Source organism: Duganella fentianensis (genome assembly GCF_964031615.1).
GTDB classification, from domain to species: domain Bacteria; phylum Pseudomonadota; class Gammaproteobacteria; order Burkholderiales; family Burkholderiaceae_D; genus Rugamonas; species Rugamonas fentianensis_A.
Map to the genome: position 1 here is coordinate 228,581 of NZ_CAXIQN010000008.1, position 23,285 is coordinate 251,865.

Here is a 23,285-nt window from a genome sequence, read left to right on the forward strand (position 1 = left end):
GGGGGCTGCACTAGCTACCGCCCGCGGGCGGCATCAGTGATTACTTCTTCTCGTCAGCAGCAGCGGCTTCAGCCGATACGTGACCAGCAGGTACCGAAGCGGTAGCGATGGTCAGGTTGGCGCCGTGGGTAACAGCGGTAACGCCAGCTGGCAGAACCAGATCGCCTACGTGCAGCGAGTGGCCAACGTCGATGTTTGCCAGGTCAACGGTGATGAACTCTGGCAGGTCTTTTGGCAGGCACGATACGTCGATTTCGTTAGCAACGTGGCTGATGGTTGCGCCGTGCAGCTTAACAGCTGGCGAAACTTCAGCGTTCACGAAGTGCAGAGCCACTTTGGTGTGCATTTTTTTGTTCTGGTCTACGCGCTGGAAGTCAGCGTGCAGAACCAGTTGTTTGAATGCGTGAACTTGGAAGTCGCGCAGCAGAACTTGCTGGGAAACGCCGTCGATTTCCAGATCCAGGATCGACGAGTGGAACGCTTCTTTTTTCAGAGCGTGGTACAGGGCGTTGTGGTCCAGCGAGATGGTGATTGCTGGCTCGGTACCGCCGTAAACGATACCTGGGGTCTGGCCCGAATTGCGCAGGCGGCGGCTCGCTCCGGAACCTTGCAATTCGCGTTTGAATGCTACTACTTTCATGTGATACTCCAAAAATAACAGGGCTCGCGCCCCGTGTTAGGAAGCCCCCGCGACCAGGGTGCTTCAGAATATGGGTCTTGCGACCCATGCAACCGGAACAACAACGGCGCAACGGCAAAAGCCGGTGCGCCGCGTAAATCTTTTAGCAACACCGCAGCACAGGCTGCGGCATCACGTATCGTCGAACTTAGTCGATGAACAGGGAGATCACGGAATCACCCTTGACGATACGTTTGAAGGTCTCTGCCAGCAGTGGTGCGCAGGTCAGTTGACGGATCTTGTCGCAGGCCTTGGCAGCTTCGGACAGCGGAATCGTGTCGGTCACAACCAGCTCGTCCAGCGAGGAGGTGGTGATACGTTCGATCGCAGGACCGGACAGCACAGGGTGGGTGCAATACGCGATGACTTTCTTGGCGCCGCGCTCTTTCAGCACTTCTGCCGCTTTGACCAGCGTACCAGCGGTATCGACCATGTCATCCATGATCACGCAGTTACGGCCTTCCACTTCACCGATGATGTTCATCACTTCGGAAACGTTGGCTTTAGGACGGCGCTTGTCGATGATGGCCAGATCGCAACCCAGACGCTTGGCCAGTGCACGTGCGCGCACTACGCCGCCGACGTCCGGCGATACTACCAGCAGGTCCTGGTAGTTTTTCTTCTGCAGGTCGCCCAGCAGCACTGGCGATGCATAGATGTTATCGACCGGAATATCGAAGAAGCCCTGAATCTGGTCAGCGTGCAGATCCATGATCAGGACGCGCTCGACGCCGGCTTCTTCCAGCATGTTGGCCACGACTTTAGCCGAGATCGCCACACGTGCCGAACGGGGGCGACGGTCTTGACGGGCATAGCCGAAGTAAGGAATTGCAGCAGTGATACGACCAGCGGACGCACGTTTCAGTGCATCGACCATCAGGATCAGTTCCATCAGGCTGTCGTTAGTAGGGGCGCAGGTCGATTGCAGAACGAAGACGTCTTTACCGCGGACGTTTTCGTTAATCTCTACCATCACTTCGCCGTCCGAGAATTTCGAAACGTTTGCCTTGCCGAGAGGGATGCCGAGATTTTTGACGACCCCTTCTGCCAATGCAGGATTAGCGTTGCCGGTAAAAACCATCAGGTTTTCGAAAGCCATTGGGAGTCCCAGAGAAAAGTCGAAGAATTTTTTGAAAAGCCGCTGACAGTGCTATCAACGCTATGTGTACTAAGTAGAATGTCCCGCTCATGGCGAGACATTTTTGCCCTATCCGGCCGGAGACTGCTTCAGCCTCGACGGTTCCAGATACAAACGAATGGCAGGGGAACAAGGATTCGAACCTTGGTATGCCGGAATCAAAATCCGGTGCCTTAACCAGCTTGGCGATTCCCCTACGCAACTTGTTGCTTGTCGCTACAGGCCGATATTATACAGCCATTTTAACGCTAAGCCAAATCTTTTTTACGCTTCACAACATCGCATTCAGTGGGTGATGATGGAGCGCCTTGGCTTTCCATGCTTGCCACTTTGCCGGCACCTGTTTCAGCACCGACTCTGCTTCCGCTTCGGAGGCCAGCGCACAAAACACACATGCACCAGAGCCAGTCATCCTGGCATCACCGTACGCTGCTAGCCACGCTACCGCTTCTGCTACTGGCGGAAATAACTGCGTTGCTACCTGCTGTAAGTCGTTTTTCCCAAACTCCTTGAAACCGTTTCGATTTTCGAGGTGGCTGGAAAAGTCCGTTATTATGACGACCGGAGTATCCCTTGTCAAATGTTCTGAAGAAAAAATTGCTGCCGTAGGGACTTCGACCCCCGGTTCGATCACCACATACCAGCAATCGGCCGCCTGCACGGGTTGCAGCGCCTCGCCCACACCTTCCGCAAAAGCCGTCTGGCCGAAAATAAAGAACGGGATATCGGCGCCCAGCGGCAAGCCCATGGCCATCAGTTCCTCACGGCTCAGACCAGCCTGCCACAGATGGTTGAGCACCATCAGCGTCGTGGCGGCATCGGACGAGCCGCCGCCCAGCCCGCCGCCCATGGGCAGCACCTTATGGATGGCGATATCCACGCCACGCGGCAGGCGGCCCGTGCGGCGCTGCACTTCGGCCTGCAGCAGACGGGCGGCGCGGATAATCAGATCGCGCTCCTGCGGCACGCCGGCCAGCTCCGTCACGCGCACGATCTGCTCATCGTCGCGCAGGGTGAAATCGAGGCTGTCGCCATGGTCCACCATCTGGAACACCGTCTGCAGCAAGTGATAACCATCGGGACGGCGACCATTCACGTGCAGGAACAGATTCAGTTTGGCAGGGGCGGGACAATGTTTCAGGCTAGTCATGTCAGTATTTTATTCTTCTATTCTTCTATTCTTCTACTGCGGGGCGAATAGCGATACGGATCGCCAGTTCCTCCACGTCACCCGCCACCAAGCGGGTCAGTTCGATACGTTTGGGCTGCGGTACGGGCGCTAGCCCATCCTGCCACGTCATATAGTCGACCTTCCAGCCATCGCGCGTGACCACCGTATTGTTGGCAGGCGAAGCACTGAATCGCTGGCCCTGCGCGTCGGTGGCATAGCCTTGCAGCCAGTCGCGCAGACCTGCTACAGGCAAGCTCCAGCCCAGCGTCTGACTGGTCAGGCTATCCAGATCGGCGGCCGTACGCACAGGCTGGCCGCTTTGCTGCAGGCTGGCCTGCGCTGGTGTCACATGCAGCACGGCCACGGTCTGGCCGGTAGGCGAGATCAGCGTCACATCCGTTGCGGCAGGCGTCTGCTGCCACTGGAAAGTACCGGTCAGCGATTCGCGCTTGCCGTCACGCAGATAGTTGATGCCTATCGAACCTTGCAGCGCCAGCGTGCTGCGGTAAGGGGCCACGCTGGCCGTGGAGAGGGGCGCACCGCCGCTGGTGGCGCAGCCGCCCAGCAGCAGGCTGGCGCCCAGACTGATGGCCATTGTGCCGCAGCGCACGGCCCGGCGGTTAAATAAACGTTTCATCATCATCGGCGCCGTCTCACAGGCTTTGTTTCAGTCGGGCCAGCGTACTTTTCAGCACATCATTCTGCGGGTCCTTGCGCTGGGCTTCCTGCCATAGTTTGCGCGCGCCCGCCTGATCGCCTTTGACGAACAGCACTTCGCCAAGGTGAACGGCGATCTCGGCATCCTTACGCACGGCATAGGCCTGACGCAGCATGGCTTCCGCTTCGTCCAGATTGCCCATGCGATATTGCACCCAGCCCATGCTATCCATGATGTAGGGATCACCGGGCGCCATCTTCAGCGCTTTGTCGATCAGACTATAGGCTTCCGGCAGACGCTCATTGCGCTCGGCCAGCGAATAACCAAGCGCGTTATAGGCTTGCTGGTTATCCGGCGCGGCAATCATCACCTGCCGCAGCGTCTTCTCCATCAGTTCCACCTGCCCCAGTTTTTCCGCCAGCAGGGCAAATTCGTACAGCAGATCAGGATTGCCGGGAAAGCGCTTGTTGGCGTTTTCCAGCACCACAAAGGCCGTCAGCACATCGCCCGCATCGCGCAGCAACTGCGCATCGACCAGAAATACTTGCGCCTGATCGTTCTGGTCGCTCGGTTTGAGCGCGGCCAGCTGGGCGCGCGCTTCATCCACCTTGCCCTGACGTGCCGTCAGCTGGGCCATTTTCAGGCGTGCTGCCAGATAGTCCTTGTCATCCCCCTCTTCGATCTGATCCAGCCAGTTATAGGCGGCTGCCAGATCGCCACGGTGCTCGGCGATCTGCGACAGGATGATCAGCACCTTGGACGGATCACGCTCGTCATTCGGCTGCTGTGCCAGCAACTCTACATAACGGGACAGATATTTTTCGGCATGAACCAGATCATTGCTCTGCATAGCCATGGCACCCAGCGAATACAGCGTGGCCAGATTGTCCGGCTGGTCTTTGAGCAGGGTGAGGAATTGCTCGCGGGCGGCATCCACCTGCTTGGCGTCGATCAGAATGCGCGCATAGGCTGCGCGCACTTCCTGCGCATGGGGGTGCCGGGCAAGGAAGTCCGACAGCACGGCCAGCGCCTTATCCAGACTGCCCGACACCTGCGCTTTGGTCAGTACCGCCAGTTCCGAATCGGCCTTGATGGCCAGCGCCCGCTCCGCTTCGGCATAGGCGCGTGGCGCATCGTTGAGGGCAAATGCGCTCTGCGCCAGTATCAGATGGCTTTCCAGCATATCGTCATACGGTGCCAGCACGCGCTCCAGCAGCGCGAAGGTGGCACCCTTGTCTTTCAGGTGCAGCAGCAGTTGCTGCATCTGGAACATGGCCAGCGGCCGCGATTTCTGCGGCAGCTGCTTCAGGCGCAGGGCAAACACCTGTTCGGCCTCGCGCAGATCAGGGTAATTCACCAGAAAGCCCAGTTGCAGCTGGATCGCTTCGTCCGAATCCGGCGCCAGCCCGCGCCACAGACGGATGGCCGATAGTGCCTCTGCGCCCTGCTTGGCGGCCATTGCCATCTCCGTGGCGCGCTGCGCCAGCCGGGGATCGCGCGTCTGCTGCGCCAGCGCCAGCATGGTGATGTAGGGCCCTTGCCAGTTGCCCTGCTTGAATTCCAGTTCAGCCTTGGTGATGCGGTATACCAGTTCGCTCGTCAGCTCCACTTTAGGCAGCACTACGGCAGGCGTGGCGGGTGCCGCTTCGCCTGCCGTCAGCACCTCGCCGGACGGTGCCGGTGCTGGTGCCGACGCGGCTGCCGGTGCCGGAGCTGGTACTGGCGCCGCTACGGTTGCGCCGCTCGCGGCACCGCCCGAAGGCGGCACATCGGCAGCAGAAGTATTCACAGGGGGAGCCAGTTGCGGGGCGGTGGCGCATGCCGACAGCAGGGCCGACAAGGTTACAATGGCAAAAGCGTTTTTCAAGGGTAAATCCTGGCAATCGGTATAGTTACGGACAGATTCTACGCCCTGCAGCGGACTGGCGTGTTTGACTAGTGTAACCAAATATTCCGGACTGCCGCCCATGGACTCCCCTGCTCCCGCTCAACCACAGCAGAAACTAAGCGAAACTGATGCCAGAATTACCAGAAGTTGAAGTCACCCGACGCGGCGTTGCGCCCCACCTCGAAGGCCGTACCGTGCATTCCGTCGTGCTGCGGCGCGACGGCCTGCGCTGGCCCTTCCCGCCCGAACTGAACCAGCTGCTCAGCGGCCGCACCGTGCGCAGCACGGGGCGGCGCGGCAAATACCTGCTGGTGCACTTCGACCATGGCACGCTGATCATCCATCTGGGCATGTCCGGCCATCTGCGCATCCTGCCAGCCGCCACGGCGCAGGAAAAGCATGACCACATCGATCTGGTGGTGGCGAGCGCACAGGGCCTGCAAGCTCTGCGCATGAAAGACCCGCGCCGCTTCGGCGCCGTACTGTGGCATGACGCTGCCGATGGTGCACTGGAACACCACGTGCTGCTGCGCGAACTGGGCGTGGAGCCGCTGGAAGCCGGCTTTACCGGCAAGCTGCTATATGACCGCACGCGCGGCCGCAGCACCGCCGTCAAGCAGGCGCTGCTAGCGGGCGATATCGTCGTCGGCGTCGGCAATATCTATGCATCGGAAAGCCTGTTCCGCGCCCGCATCAATCCGAAAACACCGGCAGGCCGCATCAGTCTGGCCCGCTATGAAACGCTGGCGCAGACGGTGCGCGAAGTGCTGGCCGAAGCCATCGTGCAGGGCGGCAGCACGCTACGTGACTTTATTGCCGTAAATGGGCAATCCGGTTACTTCCAGCAGACCTATTTCGTCTATGATCGTGCTGGTGTGCCGTGCAAAGTGTGCGGCACACCGATCCGGCAAATCAAGCAGGGCCAGCGCTCCACCTTCTACTGCGTGCATTGCCAAAAATAAGGGCAGACTCCATGGTCAGGGATTTCGAACATTACAGTGCATGGCGCCACAGCGTACTGACCGCGCTGACTGGCTATCAGAGCTGGATGCGCGCCACTGGCCTGTCCGATGGCGCCACCGAGCAGCGCATCGCCCGCACGCTGGCACGGCTGGGCGACGACAAGCTATCGCTGGCATTCGTGGCGGAATTCTCGCGCGGCAAGTCGGAACTGATCAACGCCATCTTCTTTGCTGATTACGGCCAGCGCTTGCTGCCTTCTGCCGCAGGGCGCACTACCATGTGCCCCACCGAACTGATGTATGACGCCGCCTATGCGCCCTCGCTACGTCTGCTGCCAATAGAAACCCGTGCCGACCACCTGTCCACCGGCGATTACCGCGATCAGCCTGACGCGTGGACCGTGCTGCCGCTCGATCTGGCCGATGGCGCGGCCATGCACGAAGTCTTCAAGCAGGTTGGCATGACACAGCGCGTGCCGGTGGAAGCAGCCCGTCGCTACGGCCTGTATGACGAGGAAGATCCGGCACTAGCCAGCACCATCGACGAGGCCGGCATGGTGGAAATTTCGCGCTGGCGCCATGCCATCATCAACTTCCCTCACCCGCTGCTCAAACAGGGACTGGTGATTCTCGATACCCCGGGCCTGAACGCCATCGGCACGGAACCGGAACTGACGCTGAATCTGATTCCGAATGCGCATGCCGTACTGTTCATCCTCGCCGCCGATGCCGGTGTCACGCGCAGCGATATCGACGTGTGGCGCCAGCATATCGGCGCCAGCGCGGGGCGGCTCGTAGTACTGAATAAAATCGACGGCCTGTGGGACGAACTGCGCAGCACGGACGATATCGATGCCGACATCGCGCGCCAGCAGGAACAGGCCGCCCACACGCTGGGGCTGGAAACCCGTCAGGTCTTCCCCGTATCGGCGCAGAAAGGTCTGGTGGCACGCATTACGGGCGATGCCGCCCTGCTCGCACGTAGCCGCCTGCCGGCACTGGAACAGGCGCTGTTCGAACAGCTGATCACAGCCAAGAAAGACATCGTGCGCCAGCAACTGCAGGATGAACTGCAGGCGCTCAGTAGCGCGCAACTGGGGCTGCTGCAGGCGCGCAGCCGCGGCATCGTCGAGCAGCTGGTAGAGCTCAACAGCCTGCGCGGCAAGAACCAGAACATGATCAGCCACATGATCCGCCGCATCGAGGTGGAGAAGAAAGAGTTCGACGCCAGCCTGTACACGCTGCAGGCCACCCGCTCCGTGTTCACCCGCCTGTCCACCGAGCTATACACCTGCATGGGCATGGACATTGTGCGCGACGATATCGAGCAGGTGCGCAGCGATATGCAGCACAGCCGCTTCTTCACGGGCGTGCGCGAAGCCATGCGCCAGTACTTCGCCCGCGTCAACGCCAACCTCGATGCAGCCGAACGCAAGACCGCCGAAATCAGCGACATGATGGCGGTGATGTACCGCCGCTTCGCCAGCGAACACGGACTGTCGCTGGCCATGCCGATGGCGTTCACGCTGCAGCCCTACCGCTCCGAGATCGCCACCATCGAAGCCATCTACAATAAGCAGTTCGGCACGGCCACGCTGATTACCACCAGCCGCGTCGTACTGATGGAGAAGTTTTTTGATACCATCGCATCGCGCGTGCGGGCCTGCTTCAAAGCGGCCAATCAGGATGCGGAAGCATGGCTGAAAGTCATCATGGCGCCGCTGGAAGCGCAGATCCGCCAGCACAAGGAACAGCTCAGGCACCGGCAGGCTTCGATCCAGCGCATCCATGATGCCACGGACAGTCTGGAGCAGAAGATCGAAGCCTTCGAAGCTAGCCAGCAGGAACTGGCCGCGCAGAAGACCACGCTGCTGGAACTGGCCGGACAGGTCAGCCTTGCCATCAACGCGGATTGGACGGCGCTGGACGCCGCCGCATAAAACGCTGGTCAGCGCCCGTCGCACCAGCCCCGGTATTTCAGGAACCCTATGAAGTTAGCAGTCGAATTCGCACAGGAAGATTTTCACGATCCCGCTTTTTCCGCCACTCTGATGGCGTGGCAGAAGCAGCATGGGCGCCACACGCTGCCGTGGCAGAACACCCGCGACGCCTATCTGATCTGGCTATCCGAAATCATGTTGCAGCAGACGCAGGTATCGGCCGTGATCGGCTACTACCAGCGCTTCCTGACGCGCTTCCCCGATCTGGCCAGCCTGGCGGCCGCGCCGGTAGAGGACGTGATGGCGCAGTGGAGCGGGCTTGGTTACTACACCCGTGCGCGCAACCTGCATAAATGTGCCCAGCGCGTAGTGGCAGAATACGGCGGCGTGTTCCCCTCCGACCCGGTACTGCTGGCCGACCTGCCCGGCATAGGCCGCTCCACGGCAGCGGCGATTGCGGCATTCTCCAGCGGCCGCCGCGCCGCCATCATGGATGGCAACGTCAAGCGCGTGCTGGCCCGCGTGTATGGCGTGAATACCTATCCGGGCGAACGCAAGACGGAAGACATGATGTGGCGCCGTGCCGAAGCACTCTTACCCGAACAGGGCATAGAGTCCTACACGCAGGGGCTGATGGATATGGGCGCGACGCTCTGCACGCGCAGCAAGCCCGATTGCGCGCGCTGCCCCATGCAGCCGCGCTGCGTGGCCTATAACACGGGGCGCACGGCTGAACTGCCTGTGCGCAAACCGAAGAAGGCCAGCCCCGAAAAGCACGCCGTCATGCTGCTGATAATCGATAGTGGCGCCGTGCTGCTGGAGCAGCGTCCACCGACGGGCATCTGGGGCGGCCTGCTGTCGCTGCCGGAACTGGCCGGCCATGTGGCCGCGCCGGATGAAGATAGCGACGAGAGCAAAGATGTAAATGCGGCAGCGGACGATGAACTGCTGCGCGCCGTCGAACCGTTCGGCACGATGGAAAGCTATGAACGCCTGAATACAGTCACCCACGTTTTCACGCACTACAAGTTGCATATTGCGCCTTACCGCATCACGCTGGCACAACGGCGCATGATGGCGGCGCAGGCAGCTTACGTCTGGCTCCCGCTGGCACAACTGAGCGAAGCCGCCCTGCCTGCCCCCATCAAAAAGCTGCTGCTAGAACTGGCAGGCAGCAACTAACACCAGCAATCAGTGGCGGCTGATCAAACCCAGAACTTGACCACCGCCACGATGATGCCAGAGACACTGATAACAGTGCCTATCAACCAACGCAATATTCTTAATTCGAGGCGGGTGATCTGCAAACGCAATTCGCCCATATCATTGGCGACATTTTTCTCAAGTGTCGCCTGCCGCTCAGTTAGATTGAGTTCCAGACGCTGCACATCCTGCTTAGTCGCGGCCTGCTCGTGTAGCAATGCGATGTGATTTTCGAGACGCAAAAAATCTTCTTTGCTGGCTATGCATAGCCGAATTTCCTGTCGCACTGCGCGCAGAGTCTCGACCTCGTTTTCAACCGAAGTAAGGCGCTTATCGAGTTTTGAAATTTGCTCGTCCATGCCTCATCATCCCCTTGGTTGGTGGGATGAACAAGGCAGCACGATTGAGAAAACTCAAATTACAGTTCTTCGAGCGAGAACAGGCGGCGGTGTTCGCGGATAGCGTAGCGGTCCGTCATGCCGGCAATATAGTCGGCGATCTTGCGCGCCTGTTTGCTGACATCGCCTGATTTATCCTGATAGTCAGGCGGCAGCAGCACCGGATCGGTCATGAACGCGCCATACAGTTCGCGCACAATGCGGCTGGCTTTCACGCGCATGCGGTTCACCTTGTAATGGCGATACAGATTCTCGCGCAGGAAACGCTTGAGTTCCGTCGCATCTTTGCGCATCGGGTCAGAGAAGCGGATCAACGGCGGCGCGGCACGCACCTCGTCTATGCTCTTGGGCGCAGCATCGGCCAGCAGGCGGCTAGACGTGACGATCAGATCGTCGGCCAGCGCCGTGATCAGGCGGCGCAAGGTTTCGTAAATGGCGCGGCGGCCCGACAGACCGGGGAAATGCTGCTGCACATCGCGCCACAGGCGCGCAAAGAAATCCACCTGTTCCAGCTGGGCTATGGTGATCAGGCCGGAACGCAGACCATCGTCGATATCATGGCTGTTGTAGGCGATTTCATCGGCCAGATTAGTCAGCTGAGCTTCCAGCGAAGGCTGGGTGCGGTCGATAAAGCGCTGCGCCACGGGGCCCAGCAGACGAGCATTGTTGAGCGAGCAGTGCTTAAGGATGCCCTCGCGGGTTTCGAACATCAGGTTCAGGCCATCGTAGGCACCGTAGTGTTCTTCCAGTTCGTCCACCACGCGCAGACTCTGCAGATTGTGCTCGAAGCCGCCATGCTCCTGCATGCATTCGTTCAGCACATCCTGCCCCACATGGCCGAACGGCGTGTGCCCCAGATCGTGCGCCAGCGAGATCGCTTCCACCAGATCTTCGTTCAGGCGCAGATTGCGCGCCAGCGAACGGCCGATCTGCGCCACTTCCAGACTATGGGTCAGCCGCGTGCGGAACAGATCGCCCTCGTGGTTGAGGAACACCTGCGTCTTGTACTCGAGCCGGCGGAATGCCGACGAGTGAATGATGCGGTCACGGTCGCGCTGGAATTCGCTGCGCGAGGCGTGCGGCGTTTCGGCAAAGCGACGCCCCACGCCGCCCGATGCGTGGGCGGCATAAGGGGCGAGGAAGTCGTCGGGCAGCATGGCTAAGGGCCTTTTAAATGCTCGCTGCCAGCGTTTGCAGCAGCAGTTCCTGTGGTGCGTTAGTGATGCACGGTGCGCCCAGCGGTTTCATCAGAATGAACTTGATGGCGCCGCCCTCGTTCTTCTTGTCGACTTCCATCAGTTCCAGCCAGCGTGCCGTGCCCAGATCGGGCGCTTTCACGGGCAAACCAGCCGCCGCCACCAGCGCGCGTACGCGCTCCACCGTTGCAGCATCGACAAAGCCCATGCGCTGCGACAGATCGGCCGCCATCACCATGCCGCAACCGACAGCTTCACCGTGCAGCCATTGACCATAGCCCATGCCTGCCTCGATGGCGTGGCCGAAGGTATGGCCGAAATTCAGAATTGCGCGCAGGCCGCCTTCGCGTTCATCCTGCCGCACCACGTCAGCCTTGATTTCGCACGAGCGGGCGATGGCATAGGCCAGCGCGCCCTTGTCTCGCGCCACCAGCTTGGCGATATTCGCTTCGATCCACTCGAAGAACGGCAGGTCGATCACGGCGCCGTATTTGATCACTTCGGCCAGACCGGCTGCCAGTTCGCGCTCCGGCAGGGTTTCCAGCGTGGTGGTATCGGCCAGCACGGCACGCGGCTGGTAGAACGCACCGATCATGTTCTTGCCCAGCGGGTGGTTGATGCCCGTCTTGCCGCCTACCGAGGAATCCACCTGCGACAGCAGCGTGGTCGGCACCTGGATGAAGTCCACGCCGCGCATGTAGCTGGCCGCAGCATAGCCGCACAGATCGCCGATCACGCCGCCGCCCAGCGCCACCAGCGTGGTCTTGCGGTCGGCCTTGTTGGCCAGCAGCGCGTCGAAAATCTTCATCAGACTTTCCCAGTTCTTGAACTCTTCGCCATCCGGCAGCACGATGCTGATGATCTGCTTGCCGGCCGCGCGCAGGCCCGCTTCCACCCGCTCCAGATACAGCGGCGCGATGGTGGTGTTGGTGACGATGGCGACTTTATTGCCGTGCACATGACGCGCCAGCAGGGACTGATCCTGCAGCAGCGCAGGACCGATGGAGATCGGGTAGCTACGCTCACCCAGATCGACATTTAACAGGATGGTGGATTCTTCGTTCATGGAAGGCTGGGCTTGAGTCACACAGTTGGGCGCGGCCTCGCAGGCGCGCGTTTCCAGCTGGTTCAGAATAGTGGATACCATAGATTGTACGTTAGGACGCCCCGTATCGATAACCATGTGGGCGACTTCCGTGTACAGCGGATCGCGCACGGCCATCAGCTCTTCGAGCTTTTTGCGCGGATCGGCCGTTTGCAGCAGCGGACGGTTCTTATCGTGTGCGGTGCGCTGCAGAATGCTGTTGACGCTGGCACGCAGGTAGATCACCGTGCCCCGCTCCTGCAGATAGGCGCGGCTTTCCGGATTCAGAATGGCGCCGCCGCCCGTGGCCAGCACGATGTCCTGCTGGCCGGTGAGTTCCCGGATGACTTCCGCCTCGCGGCGGCGAAAGCTGGCTTCCCCTTCGATTTCGAAGATCCACGGGATAGTGGCGCCCGTACGGGCTTCGATTTCATGGTCGGAATCGATAAAACGCAGCCCCAGCTTACGCGCCAGGATGCGGCCGATGGTGGTTTTTCCTGCCCCCATCAGGCCGACTAGAAACACATTAGGCATGAACAGTCCGAGTTAATTCGGGTTACTACACGAAGTTGATGTCCCGTAAGGGCTGGTCAGCCCCGGCGGTGTGACTGTCTGCAGCGCGAAATCCGCTGCCAAACCCGGTAAGTGTACCAGACCCGTGTAATTCGATTCACTCCCGTTCACCTGACCACGCACAGTCAGGTTCACATCCAGCCAGTTGGCGCGGTCGCGCGGATAGACCAGCGACACAATAGCTTGCCCTTTGGCATCAGTGGTGACATTGGTGCTGACGGTGACAGGGATGCCCGGATCGAGCAGGCCATTGCCGTTCAGATCCTCGCCGATGTCGAGTATGCCGTTGCGGTTGCTGTCCTCGTTGGCGCAGCCCACGTGCTGCACGGGTGTCCACGGGCCCTGCGGCAAGGCATAGCCCAGCATGCCCTTGTAATAAGTGGTCGGCAGTACGGAAGCCGTCAGTTTCACGCCCGGCACAGCATTGCCGGCCGCGTCCGTTACCAGCACCAGATAGTCGAGCTGGTAGGAAGCACTGCCCGGGGTCTGCACCAGATTGCCCGTACCGGCACTGATGAACAGCGATTTCTGCGCCACCGTCAGGCTGGCCACGGCGCTGGCGCCGGAACCGCCGATGATACGTGCCTGTATCTGCACGCCATTCAAAGGCGACGGATTGCTGCCCGCCACAAAGCTCACCGTGGCCGAACCGTCGGCGCCCGTCTGCACCAGCGCAGGCTGGGTCAGGGTGCCGCCGCTAGGGTCGGTCAGAATGGAGAAGGCCACACTGGCATTCTTCACCACATTGTTCTGTGCCGTACCATCGCGCACCACCGCGCGCAGACTGGCCTGCTGGGCCGTGCTACCGGCCACATTGGCGCCGATCACGGCCGGATCGGCCTGCACGGTGATGGTGGCGATATTGGTCAGCGGCGCAACGAATTCCAGACTGGTCTGGGTAGTCTGGCCGCTCGCCGTCGCCGTCAGCGTGGCCACACCAGGGCCGCTGGCGTTCAGGTAGGCATTGGCTGCGCCGCCCACCAGCGCCACAGGGCCGTTCAGCACTACGCTGCAGGCGGCATCGCTGTACACCGTGCCACGCGAACTGCTGATAGTCACGGCACCGGACGGGCCACCCGTCACGGCGACCTGCTGGCAACCACCGATGGCAGCCGCAGTCTGCACATTGCCCACACCGTCCAGCACCTTGATGGAGAAGCTGGAAGCGTTGATGACGATGCTGGCCGACGCCGATTCGCCACCGGCCTTCACCGTAATCACATCCGCCGAACCACCGCTGGCGGTATAACTGAGCACCAGCTGGCCGGCCGAATTGGTCACCGCTGCGCCGCCGCCCTTGACGGCCAGACTATTGGCGTTGGAAGAGAATTGCACGGCCTTGCCGCTCAGCGCATTGCCGGCCGAATCCACCAGCTTCAGGGTGATGTCTGCCGTCGCGCCCACATTGATGGTGGGCTGGGCATTCAGGGTCAGGCGGTTGCCTGCCACATTGACGATGGTACTGACGGGTACCGCACCGGGCACACTGGCGGTAATGCGGATCGCGCGCGAAGTCGGATCGCCACCCGTGCCCAGTTTTTCCGTCACCACGCCTTGTGCGTTGGTGGTACGGCTGGTCAGCGACAGGCTGCCGGAATCTGCGCTCAGGCTGACCGTCACGCCCGACATCACGGTGTTGTTGGCATCGCGTACCAGCGCTACCACGTTGACTTCATTACCGGCCGTACCGGCCGAAGCCAGCGTACCGGAATCCGTGGTCAGGCTCAGAGTAGGAACGGCATTAATCACCTCCACCGTAATTTCGGTCGACTTGACGGAGCCGACACTGGCTGTAATGGTGATCTTGCGCAGGCTGGTATCGCCCTTGGTGCTGAGTTTTTCCGTCACCTGACCGGAGCTATTGGTCACGCGGTTGGTATTGCTGATGGTACCCGAGCTAGCGTTAAAATTCACCGTCTCATTCGGCAGCGCATTGCCGCCCGCATCCTTGACAATCACCGTCAGCGTCACTTCCGTACCATCGAGGCCGGACGAGGCCAGCGTGCTGGCACTGGCCTGCAGCTGCACCGTGGCAGCCTTGGACGGCGCGACGCCGTTGCTATTGGTGCCGGGCGAACCGCCACCGCCGCCGCATGCCGACAGCATAGTGGCGCAGACCAGCAGCGCCAGCCATTCGCGGAATTTATTCATGATGCACTTCCCATTTGGTTGAGGATGAATACAGCGTTAGCGCGAGATCAGCTTGTCCGCCACGATCTTCGGTGTAATGAACACCAGCAGTTCGGTCTTGTCGTTGGTGCGGCCATTGCTGCGGAACAGATTGCCCAGCAACGGCACATCGCCCAGTAACGGCACTTTATTGGTGGTATTGCGCTCGGTCTGCTGGTAGATCCCGCCCAGCACCACTGTGCCGCCGTTATCCACCATCACCTGCGTCTTGACGTGCTTGGTATCGATCGCGAAACCGGCGCGGGTTTCCTGCCCCACGCTGTCCTTGTTCACATCCACATCGATCACCACATTGCCGTCTGGCGTAATCTGCGGCGTCACTTCCAGCCGCAGATTGGCCTTGCGGAACTGGATCGAGGTTGCGCCACTGCTGGTGGCCACCTGATACGGCAGCTCGATGCCCTGCTCGATCAGCGCTATCGCCTTGTCGGCCGTGATCACGCGGGGGCTGGAAATGATCTTGCCCGTACCATCGGCTTCCAGTGCCGACAACTCCAGATTGAGGAAGCGGTTGGCGGCCGACGAGAACAGGCTGACGGCCAGCGTGCCGGCAGCCGAACCATTGATGGCCGAAGCCGGCAGATTGACGAACTGGGTATTGGTGTAGCTGGCGTCGGTCACCTTGGCCTGCCCCGTCACCTCGCCTATGCCCGTCATATTGCCGCCGATCGCCACGCGGGTATTGCCGTTGCCGATCTGGTAGCCCGTATCGCCGCCACGCAGCGTGCGCAGATCAGCGAAGCCCAGCTTGGCGCCCAGATTGCGCGTAAAGGTGTCACTGGCTTCGACGATGCGTGCTTCGATCAGCACCTGCTTGGAGGCCACGTCCGTCTTGGCGATCAGCTTGCGGATGTCTTCCAGCTTGGACGGAATATCGGTCACGAACAGCTGATTGGTACGCGGCTCGATAATGGCGCTACCCCGTTTGGACAGCACGCGGTTCTTGCTATCGGCACCGCCATCAAGCCCGAACACGGTCTTGAACGCGTCGGCCTTCTGGTAATTGAGCTGGAAAATTTCCGACTTCAGCGGTTCCAGATCGGCGATCTGGGCGCGCTGTTCCAGTTCCAGTTTTTCCTTGGTCAGCAGTTCTTCCTTGGGTGCGATCCACAGCACGGAGCCGTTCTTGCGCATATCCAGCCCTTTAGCCTGCAGCACCACATCGAGCGCCTGATCCCACGGCACTTCCTTCAGACGCAGGGTCAGATTGCCGGCCACGCTGTCGCTGGTGATGATGTTCAGGCCGGAGATATCGGCAATTGCCTGCAGCGCAGCGCGTACTTCCACGTTCTGGAAATTGAACGACAGCTTCTCGCCGCGATAACCCTGGGTACCTTGGGTGAGCTTGTTCGGGTCTTCCTTGATCGGCTTCACATCGATCACCAGCTGGGTATCGCTCTGGTACACGGTCTGCTCCCACAGGCCCCGTGCTTCGATGGTCAGGCGGGTGTTCTCGCCCTGCGCCAGCGTGGTGACCTGCGCTACCGGCGTACCGAAATCACCCACGTCGAGACGGCGGCGCAGATTTTCCGGCACGCCCGTCTTGAGGAAATCCACCACCACACCGGTCGGTGTCTGGCGCACATCGGCCGCCACCTGATTGTTAGGCAGATCGATAATCACACGGCCTTCGCCATTGCTGCCGCGACGGAAATCGATATCGCGCAGCATGGGGCGGCTGGCGGGGGCTGGCTTGGCTGCAGCCACCGGCAGACCGGCAGCATCCACCGGCGCGCTGATGCCGCCGCTACCGTCAATGGTCAGTATCACCGCCTTGCCATCGATGGCGGTGGCGTAATTCAGGCTGCGCTTCAGATTGAACACGAGACGCGAACGTTCGCCTGCCTGCACCACATTCACACTGCGCAGATCGCCCACGCCGATTTCCTGTGCGCTGCCGCCGGTGGCGTTGGAAGTGGCACCGAAGTCCAGCGCGATGCGCGGCGGATTGGTAATGGAAAAGCCGATAGGCAGCTTGTCAGGCGCCTGCTTCAAGCCTATGCGCACAATCACATTGGCGCCCTGCCGGTTGGCCGTGATCGATTCGATCGCATTGCTAGCCGTTGCTGTAGTTGCTGTAGTTGCTGTAGTTGCTGTAGTTGCTGCGGCAGCCGGCTCGGCGATGGCGCTGTTCTGTGCCTGCAGCGGCGCAGCGGCCAGCAGCATTGCGACACTGGCGAATATGGCCGCCCAGCCGGTGCGGGCCAGCGCTGGCCCTGACTTGGTATGCGCCATCATTTGCTCGTCTCCTTACTTTCCTGCAGTTCCAGCTTCGAAATCCGCTCGACCCAGTCGCCAGCTGCATCCTGCACAATTTCCCTGATTACCACGGTGCTGTCGTTGATGCCGGTCACCAGCCCGAAGTTCTGGCCCAGATGCTGGCCCACCACCACGTGATGTACCGAACGGTCAATCTGCAGGATGGCGTGATACACGCCGCGCTGCTGTATCGTGCCCACCATCTTCATGGTATCGAGCGGGAAGCCTTCGAGGTACTCCTTGCGCCGCTCCAGATCCGGCTTGAGTCCCTTGCCTTCGCGCGCGTTGCTGCGTGCCAGTTCGTCCAGCAGCTTGTTGGGATTGAACGGATCGACCACTCCGCTCTGCGCATAGGCGAACGGAATGAAGTTCTTAGGCTCGGCCAGCGGCGGTACCGCTACCCGCGCCTGCGCATCGACCTGCTTCATCCACGCGCGCACTTCCTGTTCGTCACTATTGCTGCAACCGGACAGCACGGCACCCAGTGCCAGCAACGCCAGCAAGCTGACGTAGCGCGAGTGTGGGTAGTAGAGTGAGATCAGCGTGCTCATGGTTTTTTCGCCGCTTTCTTTTTCTTGTCAGCAGCCGCCTTGCGCTGGGCCTGTACTTCTTCAGGGTCCAGATAGCGGAAGGTCTTGGCCACGGCTTCCAGCGTCAACGTGCCATCCTTGCCCGTGCTCAGGCTCATATTGTTGAGCGTAACGATACGGGGCAGATTGGCCATGTCGCCGGCGAAAGCGCCGATGTCGTGATAGCTGCCGCTAACGCGGATATCGATAGGCAGCTCGGCGTAGTAATCGCGCACCACCACCTGCGCCGGCTTGAACAGCTCGAACTGCAGGCCGCGGCCAGCACCGGCCTGATTAATGTCGGTCAGCAGCGCCGCCATTTCCGCTTTGCTAGGCAGCTGTTTCTGCAACCGGTCCACATACTGGTCGACCTGTACTTTTTGCGCGCGCAGCGCCTCCAGATTGACGGCCTGCGCCGTCTTGAAGCGGTATTCGTCGCGCAGCTTGAGCTCCAGCGCGGCGCCGGCATCCTGTTCCTCGAACTGGCCGCTCCAGTAGAAGAAGTAGCCCAGACCGACCACCGCCGCCATCACCCCCACGCTGCACATCAGACGGGGGGCCAGCGGCCACAGGCCCGGATGACGGCCACTCAGATTGCGGAACTGGCCCGCCAGTTGCGCGCCCAGATCGTTCAGATTGATATTCAGATTAACCATGGCGATCAGCGCTCCCCTGCCTTGGCGCCGCTGGACGTTTTAGCTTTACCGCCAGCCGGCGCATCCTGATCACGCGGGCGCTTGATATACACCAGCAGATTGAACTCCACCACCTTGCGGGTCGTCTTACCCTGTCCCAGTCCCGTCGATTTCACTTCGATCAGGTCAGGCCGTTCCAGCCATGGCGATACACCGGCCAGATTGCGCAGCAGTTCCGACACCCGTTCCTGCGACTGGGCATAGCCCGTCACCGCCACTTTCTGGCCTTCCTGCTTGAAGCTTTTCAGGTACACGCCGGCCGGCGTCTGGCGCACCAGTTCATCGAGCAGATACACGGGCTGGTTGCGGTCGCCCTGCAGATCCTCCACCGCCTGCTGGCGCGCTTTCAGCGCTTCGATTTCCTGCTTGAGCGTAGCAATCTCGGCGATCTGTTTATCCAGGCCGGAGATGGCCTGCTTGATCACCTGATTGCGCGTATTCTGGATCGAGATACTGCGCGCGTTATAGCCGCCCACCAGCAGCACCACACCCACACCGAGTATGCCGCCCAGCGTCAGCAGCGCGAAGAAGGCCGACTTCTTTTGCTTGCGTTTCTCCTCGCGGTGCGGCAGCAGATTTATGCGTATCATCAGCCGAACCTCCGCAAGGCCAGCCCGCACGCCACCAGATAGGCCGGCGCTTCGCTGCGCAACTGCGACTCGCGCACAGCAGAGCCGAATTGCATGCCCTGAAACGGCGAGATCACGCTGCATGCCACCCGCGTGCGGCTGGTCACCAGTTCCAGCAATCCCGGCAGCACGGCACAGCCACCGGCCAGATACAGCTGGTCGATGCGGGTGTAGGGCGTGGAGGTGTAGAAGAACTGGATGGCGCGCGTCACTTCCATGGCCGCGCTTTCAAGGAAAGGCATCAGCACATCGACGTGGTAGCCATCGGGCAGATCACCGGAGCGCTTGCGTGCTTCGGCTTCATCGAACGACAGACCGTAGTTGCGCACGATTTCCTGCGTCAGCAGATGACCGCCGAAAGGCTGTTCGCGCTCGTACACGGTAACGCCATCGAGCAGCACGGAAATCTGGGTGACCTGCGCGCCGATCTGGAACAGCGCCACGATCTGGCCGGCACCGCCGTTCGGCAGTTGCGCCGTAATGCGGTCCAGCGCTGCGCGCGCCGCATACGATTCGATATCCATCACGGTAGGTTTGAGGCCGGAAGCTTCGGCGATCGCCACGCGGTCTTCGACTTTTTCGCGCCGCGCTGCGGCCAGCATCACTTCGATATCTTCCGGACCACTGGCGGCCGGACCGATCACATCGAAATCCAGACTCACTTCATCGAGCGCAAACGGAATGTACTGGCTCGCTTCCGATTCCACCTGTACTTCCAGCTGGTCTTCTTCCAGTCCTGCTGGCAGCACGATCTTCTTGGTAATCACGGCCGCCGAGGGCATACCCAGCGCCACCAGACGGGCGCGCGTGCCGCTCTTTTTCCACAGCCGGCGCAAGGCGTCCACCACCTGCTCCAGATTCTCGATATTGCCATCGACCACAGCGCCACGCGGCAGCGCTTCGCTGGCATAGCGCTCCAGCCGGTAGCCATCTTTACCGGCCTGCCCCAGTTCCACCATGCGGATACTGGAGGTGCTGATATCCACGCCGGCCAGCGGCGGGTTGCCCTGACCCAGCAGGCTCTTAAAATCGATCATGAGGCCACCTCCCCGGACTTCGCACGAGGCTGGCGCCGACCCAACAAATGTTGTGTTTGCATAAAGGAACTCGTTTGAAAACCAGTGTTTAGAAGGGGAAGGTAAGACCGTACATTAATTCCTGCCAATTTAAGTGTAAAGGTATTTCTTCTGCGCACAATTGCATATTTGTACCCCTAATGCCACATTTTTCAGCGACTCTGTAGAAGCAAAAACAATTCAGTTGTTTTATTGCTCACTGGCAATATTTTTAGCAATGGGGCGCGAAGTGCCGCCAGCATTGGCGCTCGCTTATAATGGCCCGCACACGTCACCCAGAGATTGCACTGCATGAGTACTTCTTCAAATTCTTCGCCTCCGGACGCAACAAATTCGGCCAAACAGGGTAAACCTGCAACACGTTTCCTGATGCAGGCGGCTTTTGCCATCGCCGGATTGGGTCTGGGCGGGATATTGCTGGTGGTGTTCGGGCTGGCCATGGCCTACCCCAACCTGCCCGAACTCGACACGCTGACCGACTACCGGCCCAAGATGCCGCTGCGGATCTTCTCGGCCGATAATGTGCTGATCGGCGAGTTTGGCGAAGAACGCCGCAACCTCGTGCACATCCGCGAGATTCCCGACGTAATGAAGAAGGCCGTGCTGGCCATCGAGGATGACCGCTTCTACGAACACGGCGGGGTCGACTACACAGGCATCCTGCGCGCCGCCGTGCACAATGCCACGGGCGGTGCCAAGCAGGGCGCGTCCACCATCACCCAGCAGGTAGCGCGTAACTTCTTCCTGTCGAGCGAACAGACGCTGAAGCGCAAAGCCTATGAAGTACTGCTGGCATGGAAGATCGAAAAGAATCTGAGCAAGGACCAGATTCTCGAGGTGTATATGAACCAGATCTATCTGGGCCAGCGTGCCTACGGCTTCTCCTCGGCCGCGCAGATCTATTTCGGTAAATCGCTCAAGGAACTGACCGTCGCGGAAGCAGCCATGCTGGCCGGCCTGCCGAAAGCACCGTCGGCCTACAATCCGGTGGTCAATCCGAAACGCGCACGCACGCGCCAGCAGTACATCCTGCAGCGCATGCATGATCTGGGCTACATCACCGACAAGCAGTTCGAAGCGGCCAAGGCCGAACAGCTGAAGGTCAAAACCGACAGCAGCGAGTTCGGCGTGCACGCCGAGTATGTGGCCGAGATGGCGCGCCAGCTGGTCTACGAGCAGTTCAAGGAAGACACCTACACGCGCGGCCTGAACGTGTTCACCACGATTACCAAGGCCGATCAGGATGCCGCCTATCTGGCGCTACGCAAAGGCGTGATGGACTACGAGAAGCGCCACGCCTACCGTGGTCCGGAAGCCTACATCGATATCCCGCAGAACAAGGAAGAAGCCGACGACGCCATCGAAACGGAGCTGGCCGACCACCCTGATAGCGACGACATCATCGCTGCCATGGTGCTGAGCGCCACGCCGCAGCAGATTGTTGCCGTCACCGCCACCGGCGAAGAAATCAAGATTACGGGCGCAGGGCTGGACATGGGCCGCTCGTGGCTGTCCGATAAAGCTGCGCCGAACAAGCGTATCCGCCGTGGCGCCGTGATCCGCGTGATGCAGGAAGGGAAAGACTGGCTGGTCACACAGATGCCGGAAATCGAATCGGCCTTCGTCGCGGCCGACACGCACGACGGCGCCATCAAGGCCATGGTGGGCGGCTTCGATTACAACCGCAGCAAATTCAATCACGTCACGCAGGCATGGCGCCAGCCCGGCTCCTCGTTCAAGCCGTTTATCTATTCCGCCTCGCTGGAACGGGGACTATCGCCCGCCACCATGATCAACGACTCGCCGATCTCGTTCGATGCGGGCCAGACGGGTGGACAGGCATGGGAGCCGAAGAACTACGACGGCAAGTACGAAGGGCCGATGACCATGCGTAAGGGCTTAACCAAGTCCAAGAACATGATCTCGATCCGCATCCTGCACCGCATCGGCGCCAAATACGGTCAGGAATACAGTACCCGATTCGGCTTCGACGCCGACAAGAACCCGCCCTACCTGACGCTGGCTCTGGGTGCAGGCAACGTTACGCCGCTACAGATGGCCGGCGCCTACGCGGTGTTTGCCAACGGCGGCTACAAGGTCAACCCGTATCTGATTTCGCGCGTGACGGATGCCAACGGCAAAGTGCTGTCGCAGGCACGTCCCGACAAGGCCGGTGACGAAGCCAACCGCGTGATCGACGAGCGTAACGCCTTCTTGATGGACAGCATGCTGAAAGACGTGGTGCGCTTCGGTACGGCTACCAAGGCGCTGGTGCTGAAACGCCCTGACCTGTCGGGCAAGACGGGCACCACCAATGATTCCATCGACGCGTGGTTTGCCGGCTATCAGCCGCATCTGGTGGGGGTGGCGTGGATCGGCTACGACCAGCCCAAGAATCTGGGGAATCGCGAAACGGGGGGTGGTCTGGCCCTGCCGATCTGGATCAGCTATATGCAGAAGGCGCTGAAGAATATCCCGATCGAGGAACGTGCCGTTCCGGAAGGCGTGATGCTGATCGGTGACGAGTACTATTATGCGGAGAACCCGCCCGGCACGGGCGTGCCGAATATCGATGGTGGCAGCCGCGTCAACCCGGCCGATGAAAAGGCCAGGGACGCAGTGAAAAACGAATTATTCTGAGCAGCCTTCCAGACACACAGGCGCACCACCCTGCGCGCTGACCATTTCGGACAGCGCGCTGAATAGCTCGCTGTCGTCGCGGGTGTTGCGCCATTTGCCGTCGCGCATACGGTAGTGGTAACCGCCGGAACGGGAAGCGACCCACATTTCCTGCATGGCGGCCTGACTGTTGACGATGATCTTGGAACCATTGTCGATAAACTCGATTTCCAGCACATTGCCGCTACGGCTGCACTCGACATCGATCATGCCTTCGTCGTTCAGTTCATCGAGGGCCAGTGCAATCCGGCTCAAGGTTGCGTCGGCCTGCGCCAGGAATTCTGATTCGCCCATGCTA

At 60.5% G+C, this 23,285-nt stretch carries 19 protein-coding genes and 1 tRNA gene; 4 read left to right on the plus strand and 16 right to left on the minus strand.

What is annotated here, in order from left to right; genetic code table 11:
• Nucleotides 1-40: 40 nt before the first annotated feature.
• From ABNT42_RS05570 to ABNT42_RS05595, 6 genes are all read right to left on the minus strand, one after another.
• Entirely contained in the window at nt 41-640 is a 600-nt protein-coding gene (locus tag ABNT42_RS05570; protein ID WP_348695109.1) for a 50S ribosomal protein L25/general stress protein Ctc, read from the minus strand.
• A gap of 187 nt (nt 641-827) precedes the next feature.
• Nucleotides 828-1,778: a ribose-phosphate pyrophosphokinase gene (locus ABNT42_RS05575; protein WP_155436342.1), complete on the minus strand. Its 951-nt coding sequence runs from the start codon at nt 1,776-1,778 to the stop codon at nt 828-830.
• Between the two features lie 158 nt (nt 1,779-1,936).
• Nucleotides 1,937-2,013 (minus strand) — tRNA-Gln (locus ABNT42_RS05580).
• 75 nt (nt 2,014-2,088) lie between these two features.
• Nucleotides 2,089-2,967 (minus strand): 4-(cytidine 5'-diphospho)-2-C-methyl-D-erythritol kinase, encoded by an 879-nt coding sequence (ispE, locus tag ABNT42_RS05585; protein ID WP_348695113.1) that lies wholly within the window; start codon nt 2,965-2,967, stop codon nt 2,089-2,091.
• Nucleotides 2,968-2,992: 25 nt separating this feature from the next.
• Nucleotides 2,993-3,628 carry a lipoprotein insertase outer membrane protein LolB gene (lolB, locus tag ABNT42_RS05590; RefSeq protein ID WP_348695116.1) on the minus strand — a complete coding sequence of 212 codons (636 nt, stop codon included), beginning with the start codon at nt 3,626-3,628 and terminating at the stop codon, nt 2,993-2,995.
• A 13-nt stretch (nt 3,629-3,641) separates the two neighbouring features.
• Complete coding sequence (locus ABNT42_RS05595) at nt 3,642-5,513, minus strand: tetratricopeptide repeat protein (RefSeq protein WP_348695123.1); 1,872 nt, start codon at nt 5,511-5,513, stop codon at nt 3,642-3,644.
• A 149-nt stretch (nt 5,514-5,662) separates the two neighbouring features.
• Between ABNT42_RS05595 and mutM the strand changes: the two genes are divergently transcribed.
• The 3 genes from mutM to mutY are packed head-to-tail and all read left to right on the plus strand — an operon-like array spanning nt 5,663 to nt 9,618.
• Nucleotides 5,663-6,496 (plus strand): bifunctional DNA-formamidopyrimidine glycosylase/DNA-(apurinic or apyrimidinic site) lyase, encoded by an 834-nt coding sequence (gene mutM / locus ABNT42_RS05600; RefSeq protein ID WP_348695126.1) that lies wholly within the window; start codon nt 5,663-5,665, stop codon nt 6,494-6,496.
• Nucleotides 6,497-6,507: 11 nt separating this feature from the next.
• A complete protein-coding gene (locus ABNT42_RS05605; protein WP_348695129.1) occupies nt 6,508-8,436 on the plus strand; it encodes a dynamin family protein in 1,929 nt (642 codons plus the stop codon).
• A 48-nt stretch (nt 8,437-8,484) separates the two neighbouring features.
• Nucleotides 8,485-9,618 (plus strand): A/G-specific adenine glycosylase, encoded by a 1,134-nt coding sequence (gene mutY / locus ABNT42_RS05610; protein ID WP_348695132.1) that lies wholly within the window; start codon nt 8,485-8,487, stop codon nt 9,616-9,618.
• Between the two features lie 23 nt (nt 9,619-9,641).
• Here mutY and ABNT42_RS05615 read toward each other — a convergent pair whose 3' ends face one another.
• Genes ABNT42_RS05615 through ABNT42_RS05655 form a run of 9 tightly spaced genes read right to left on the minus strand, consistent with a single transcriptional unit; the run spans nt 9,642 to nt 20,269 of the window.
• Nucleotides 9,642-9,998, minus strand: a complete 357-nt coding sequence (locus ABNT42_RS05615; protein ID WP_348695134.1) for a hypothetical protein — start codon at nt 9,996-9,998, stop codon at nt 9,642-9,644.
• Nucleotides 9,999-10,057: 59 nt separating this feature from the next.
• On the minus strand, nt 10,058-11,194 hold the full coding sequence (locus ABNT42_RS05620) for a deoxyguanosinetriphosphate triphosphohydrolase (protein WP_348695137.1): 1,137 nt from the start codon (nt 11,192-11,194) through the stop codon (nt 10,058-10,060).
• Between the two features lie 13 nt (nt 11,195-11,207).
• Nucleotides 11,208-12,851 carry a bifunctional shikimate kinase/3-dehydroquinate synthase AroKB gene (aroKB, locus tag ABNT42_RS05625; protein ID WP_348695140.1) on the minus strand — a complete coding sequence of 548 codons (1,644 nt, stop codon included), beginning with the start codon at nt 12,849-12,851 and terminating at the stop codon, nt 11,208-11,210.
• Between the two features lie 12 nt (nt 12,852-12,863).
• Nucleotides 12,864-15,041 carry an Ig-like domain-containing protein gene (locus ABNT42_RS05630; RefSeq protein ID WP_348695142.1) on the minus strand — a complete coding sequence of 726 codons (2,178 nt, stop codon included), beginning with the start codon at nt 15,039-15,041 and terminating at the stop codon, nt 12,864-12,866.
• Between the two features lie 36 nt (nt 15,042-15,077).
• Entirely contained in the window at nt 15,078-17,318 is a 2,241-nt protein-coding gene (gene pilQ, locus ABNT42_RS05635; protein ID WP_348695144.1) for a type IV pilus secretin PilQ, read from the minus strand.
• Nucleotides 17,315-17,890, minus strand: a complete 576-nt coding sequence (locus ABNT42_RS05640) for a pilus assembly protein PilP (RefSeq protein WP_348695147.1) — start codon at nt 17,888-17,890, stop codon at nt 17,315-17,317. Before ABNT42_RS05640 ends, pilQ begins: the two co-directional genes overlap by 4 nt.
• Nucleotides 17,887-18,564: a type 4a pilus biogenesis protein PilO gene (gene pilO, locus ABNT42_RS05645; RefSeq protein ID WP_348695150.1), complete on the minus strand. Its 678-nt coding sequence runs from the start codon at nt 18,562-18,564 to the stop codon at nt 17,887-17,889. Before pilO ends, ABNT42_RS05640 begins: the two co-directional genes overlap by 4 nt.
• A gap of 5 nt (nt 18,565-18,569) precedes the next feature.
• Complete coding sequence (locus ABNT42_RS05650; protein WP_348695153.1) at nt 18,570-19,193, minus strand: PilN domain-containing protein; 624 nt, start codon at nt 19,191-19,193, stop codon at nt 18,570-18,572.
• Nucleotides 19,193-20,269, minus strand: coding sequence for a pilus assembly protein PilM (locus ABNT42_RS05655; RefSeq protein ID WP_348695155.1), 1,077 nt, complete (start codon nt 20,267-20,269; stop codon nt 19,193-19,195). Before ABNT42_RS05655 ends, ABNT42_RS05650 begins: the two co-directional genes overlap by 1 nt.
• 330 nt (nt 20,270-20,599) lie before the next feature.
• Between ABNT42_RS05655 and ABNT42_RS05660 the strand changes: the two genes are divergently transcribed.
• A complete protein-coding gene (locus ABNT42_RS05660; protein ID WP_348695158.1) occupies nt 20,600-22,948 on the plus strand; it encodes a penicillin-binding protein 1A in 2,349 nt (782 codons plus the stop codon).
• Here the strand turns inward: ABNT42_RS05660 and cyaY are convergent.
• Nucleotides 22,940-23,281 carry an iron donor protein CyaY gene (gene cyaY, locus ABNT42_RS05665; protein WP_348695161.1) on the minus strand — a complete coding sequence of 114 codons (342 nt, stop codon included), beginning with the start codon at nt 23,279-23,281 and terminating at the stop codon, nt 22,940-22,942. The two genes, ABNT42_RS05660 and cyaY, sit on opposite strands and share 9 nt — an antisense overlap.
• Between the last annotated feature and the right edge of the window lie 4 nt (nt 23,282-23,285).